This is a genomic window from Okeania sp. SIO2B9, assembly GCF_010672505.1.
Lineage (GTDB): Bacteria > Cyanobacteriota > Cyanobacteriia > Cyanobacteriales > Microcoleaceae > Okeania > Okeania hirsuta.
Map to the genome: position 1 here is coordinate 1 of NZ_JAAHGK010000518.1, position 4,917 is coordinate 4,917.

Consider the following 4,917-nt stretch of genomic DNA (forward strand, 5'->3'; position numbering starts at 1 on the left):
AAGGCAGAAGGGAAGAAAAGGCTTGAAGGGAAAAAGTTTTTTGATCGTTAATTATCCGGATATGAGATTATACCAAATTAATAAGAAGCTGCATAGAATAATATATTGATTGGGATTGAGTGTATATCGAGATAGACAAGTTAATAAATTTCATAATTCTGTGCCACCTCACATAAAATTTGTATAATATCAAATCCGGTTAATTGCACATAGAATCCTGTTATATAATATCTGTTTATAATCCTATAATTATACCAATTTCCTAAAGTCAGACTAAACATAACTTGACACCTTAGTTTTCAAGCTTGATAGATACTTTTACAAGTGTTGTTTCAGTTTATGAAATTGGTATTACTTCAATATTTAACCTCCTCCTACTCCCCTACTCCCCTACTCCCCTACTCCCTCACTCCGCCGCTCCCAACTATATAATAAATATTCAACCGTATTTGATATAACACCCAATACCTAAGATATACGACCTAATACCTCATTCTGTGCAGTCTCACATCAAATTAGTATTAGCAGGAACGAGAGTAGTCAGTCATCAATACTAAGTAGCAATATCAAGTCTCATTAATTAGCCATAATAAAAATGTTCTTCTCTTGAGAGAAAATATTTTTTAAATTTCCCCTTGTTCCCTACTTCCTACTCCCTACTCCCTACTCCCTACTCCCTAAATTTTTCCGAAGCGGTTATTTAAAGAGACATGATATAAAAAGGCATTTAATAAGCTATATCAAATCCTTTGAATTTGGTCTAAAAAAATTTTCCATCTGAGCGCCATTGCCAAATCTTTCAAGATTTCCCCCTCCTGGGAGGGGTTAGGGGTGAGTCCCCGCACTCTTTATCTAATTACACCAATACTACGGGATTTGATATTAGTCTCCTGAGTCGGATAGGAAGACTTGTCAAAAATTATAAAATATAATTTTAAATTTTAAGTTCGATCTTTTAGTTAATTAATAATTATATCACCTACATAAGGAATCACCTGATTTCTACCTTTTTCTTTTGCTTGATAAAGTGCTCGATCTGCTCCTGCAATTAAACTTTGATAAGTGGCTTCAGTAAATGGGATAATACTAGATACTCCTAAACTTGATGTTCTTAAATAGACTGTATTACTAAATTAATATCATCAGGATACATACGATTTTTCCAATCATCTACATGATTAAAAATCTCCGTTTCTGTATAACCTAAAATTTCTTGGCAACGGGTTGAATAAAAACATTCATTAGTTTTAATATTCCAATCCCATATACCATCATTATTACCGCGCAACGCTAATTTCCAACGTTCTTCACTTTTTTTTAAATCTAATTCCATTTGTTTACGCTCAGTAATATCTTTAATCAAGTCAATTAAATATTTTGGTTCTTGGGAAGTTTTGATTAAATATATATTCAAATATGATCAAATAATTTTACCTTTTTTGTGAATTAAATGGTTATCAGTTGAATATTTTTGTATATTTTATGCCAGAAGAGAGCGTAAATTAATTTGAGAATCTTGCCGTTATTCTGCATAAATAATATCCACCAAGTTTAACTTTGATAAATCGGCATTACTATATCCAAAAATATTCCTAAATACTTGGTTAACTCGGAATATTTTTCCTGATAAAGTAGCAAAAAATATTCCCATTAAAGTCTGTTCAAAAGTCGCACGAAATTTTTCTTCACTTTCTTTTATTACTGCTTCAGCTAAAACATAGGAAGTGATATCTTGAAAAATTACTTGATAAAATTTTTCATCATTCTCTAACTGAATAATTTTATAATTGAAGAAGGAGACAGGAGACAGGAGACAGGAGACAGGAGACAGAAGGAAAATTACATGGGGATAGTCAACGAAGGGCCGCTCCGCGTCTACGCTCCCCCAAGTAATTTTGAACACCCCCGTTGACGATGGGGTATTAAACCCACAAAGAAAATGATAATATTTATCCAAATCCAATTGCCGTCTTTCCTCAAAGCTAGAATATTTGGTATAAAATTTTTGCCATTTTTTGCTGTTTCCAGTATTGTCGCTATTACTTTTTGGTGTATTTCTGGTGGATGGATTTGTTTGGCGTGCATTTGCACAAGTTCTTCTCTGTGATAACCCAATATTTCTGTAGCTTTATAGTTAGCTTCTATAATCTTTCCCTGTAAATCAGCAATTAAAATTGCCTCACCCACATCTTGCATAAATGCACGGTACTTAAACTCTGAATTTTTTAATTTTTTTTCAGTTTTTTTGCATTTTGTTATATCAACATAATAGGAGATTTTTTTGTACTATCATTTTGTACAATTTCTTGAAAGATTGATATTTTGCGGAGCAAAACGCCATCCCACCCTACGGGAAGCTGCGCTAACGATCGCTTGCATCTAACGCCGATGCAGGGTCACACCGCTATTCCCTAGAATCTACAATATCTCACAACTCAAATAAGATTGCTATATATAGTAATTAGGAATGATTGATAAAAATTTTATTGCTTCGGTGTTTCCCATTCCCTATTTCCTATTTCCAGTTAAGAGTTTCCTAAAAGTCTAGAAGACCTAAAAACTCAAATAAGATTGTTATATCATGTCCGGATAATTAGTGATAAAAAAAACTTTCTCCTTTTTCTCCTCTGTCTTCTTTTTCTCCTCTTTATTCTTTATTCTTGCTTCTTCATTCTTGCTTCTTTATTCCCTCCTGACTCCTAATAAATAACCTAGTTATTTGTAGCAAATATTTATCAAATTGGTATTAGAGAATTTTCCGAAACAGGGAAAGATTAAAATTAAGCTGTACAAATCAATTTCCTTGAAGAAGGAATAAGGAAGAAGGAAAAAGTGGATGGGTATAGTCAACGACCTAGCACTTTGTATCTACAAACCCCAACCAATTGTAAACAGCGTGTAGATAGCGGGGTATTAAACCCAAAAGAAAAAGATAAATGCTTACAGCGCTTTTCATTTAAGTAGACTACAAAATTATTTTTGCGCGCGGGAGCTAAGGAACAAGCAGCAGGGAATAGGGAGTATAAAAATACTTGATAGCTGTAGTATATACTATGTGAAAACCGCTATAATTGCAAACAACAAAAGCTATTGTTTCACTGAAAATTTCACAGTAAATATACTGCCTCGATCTAACTTTGAATAAACTTGAATAGTTCCTCCCATTCCTTCTACCAAAGTTTTAACAATAGATAAACCTAAACCAGCTCCACCAGAACGATTTCTAGCTTCATCCGCTCGATAAAAACGTTCAAAAATCTTAGCTTGTTGTGATAAAGAAATACCCTGACCTTTGTCACATACCTGAACGATCGCTTCACCACTTTGTTGACACAAATTTAAAATTATAGGAGAATCTTCACCAGAATATTTAACAGCATTATCAATTAAATTTAGTAAAACCTGTTTGAAGCGATTGCGGTCTACCATGACTTCAATTAACGATAAATTTATAGTTTTATCAATCTGATATTGTGATTTACCGACAATATTTTTTGATTTTAAACTTAATTTACTAGCAATATAATTATTATTGATATTTTGCTCTAAACTTAGTTTTTTAGAGTTGCCAATCTGGGCAGAGACTAGATTACTTTTTTCTGTAATAATTGAATTTTTATTATCACTAAATATTTGCTCTAGATTAACAAAATCACTTCCATTACCAAACCTCAGAATAATTTCTCGACCACTAAACTGTTTAGCCATTTCCACTACTTCTGCTACCAAATCATTCAGTACAACCGCTTCTAAATGAAAATGAATTTGTCCACTATCTGCTCTAGCTAACTCCAGCAAATCTTTCAATAATTCAACAGTACGTTGTGCTTCCCCAGAAGCTATCGAAATAGCTTCTTTCTGAATCTCCGTTAAATTATTACCCCTTCTCAAAAGACTCTGAAGATAACCAGAAACAATAGTCAAAGGAGTTCTTAACTCATGAGAAACATTACTCACAAACTGCCTTTGCTGTTCCCAAGAATCAGACAACCGGCCCAACATAGTATCTAAAGTTCTCGCCAACTCCTTAACTTCACTAGGAGCGCGTTCTAAAGAAACTGTTGCTCGATCTAGAATATCGGCATTAACATTATCAGCAAGTTGACTAATATGACGCAGAGGTATGAGAGAACGTTGAATATAGACAGTTATAGCAAGTGTTACTCCAATTATTGCCAAAATACTCGCCACACTTAAACTCATAACCATCGTCACTAGCATCTTTTGATCGCGGGAAATGTCTAGAGCGATATAAAGTTTACCAACATTCATCCCATTAACTGTTAAAGGACCACCACAAAACACAAAATAGCGTCCATTTATTGGATAAACTAAGGGTTTTGAGGGCATTTCAGCTAAAGATTTTAAAACAAAATGGTCACTGTCACTCTGGAAATTTTGTGATTGAACTATCACAGTACCTTGCTGATTTTTGACCCAAATAAATACATTGGCCAATGTTAAATTATCAATAGCTTTCTGTAAACTTTTCTTGACATACCACGTTTCACTGTACATTTCAACATCTCTGGGAAAACGTTCAGCTATCTGCTCAATGTTATGCTTATGAGTGACTATCAACAATTGCTGCATCTTCCAACTTGTCCACAAGGCTACACTCCCTAGTCCTAATACTGAAAATAATGCAATACCCAATGTTAGGCGTGTCTGCAAAGAAGATGGCTCGAGTTTCCACCGCCCTAATTTGAGATTTTTCGGCCATTTAGCGACAAGCCAACCACGACGTTGACTTCGTCTTGACGGCACGTTTCAGACCCAATCACGATTAACTTTTGAATCTCATTGAAATCGCTCACCACAAAGACCACAGCCACAATCAAGGCAGAGGTGATGATACTTTCGAGGGCACGCTTGCCTCCAGCTTCAATCTCGCGATGTCCCATGTAGGGGGTCAAC

The 4,917-nt window shown here is 34.5% G+C and carries 5 protein-coding genes and 1 pseudogene; all 6 read right to left on the reverse strand.

The genetic code is table 11. The features are described from left to right. Positions 1-959: 959 nt before the first annotated feature. Positions 960-1,100: pseudogene (locus F6K13_RS18150) on the reverse strand (diguanylate cyclase domain-containing protein); the annotation flags it as partial. Between the two features lie 11 nt (positions 1,101-1,111). Beyond that, a complete protein-coding gene (locus tag F6K13_RS18155) occupies positions 1,112-1,414 on the reverse strand; it encodes a PAS domain-containing protein (RefSeq protein WP_205127480.1) in 303 nt (100 codons plus the stop codon). A 108-nt stretch (positions 1,415-1,522) separates the two neighbouring features. Further along, positions 1,523-1,903, reverse strand: coding sequence for a PAS domain S-box protein (locus F6K13_RS18160; protein ID WP_124146439.1), 381 nt, complete (start codon positions 1,901-1,903; stop codon positions 1,523-1,525). Next, a complete protein-coding gene (locus tag F6K13_RS18165) occupies positions 1,876-2,277 on the reverse strand; it encodes a PAS domain S-box protein (RefSeq protein ID WP_338043229.1) in 402 nt (133 codons plus the stop codon). The genes F6K13_RS18160 and F6K13_RS18165 overlap by 28 nt, the downstream gene beginning before the upstream one ends. An 810-nt stretch (positions 2,278-3,087) precedes the next feature. Continuing rightward, a complete protein-coding gene (locus F6K13_RS18170; RefSeq protein ID WP_287287943.1) occupies positions 3,088-4,767 on the reverse strand; it encodes a cell wall metabolism sensor histidine kinase WalK in 1,680 nt (559 codons plus the stop codon). Beyond that, the coding region (locus F6K13_RS18175; protein ID WP_287287944.1) for a hypothetical protein at positions 4,701-4,917 on the reverse strand (217 nt) is incomplete at its 5' end. The genes F6K13_RS18175 and F6K13_RS18170, both read right to left, overlap by 67 nt.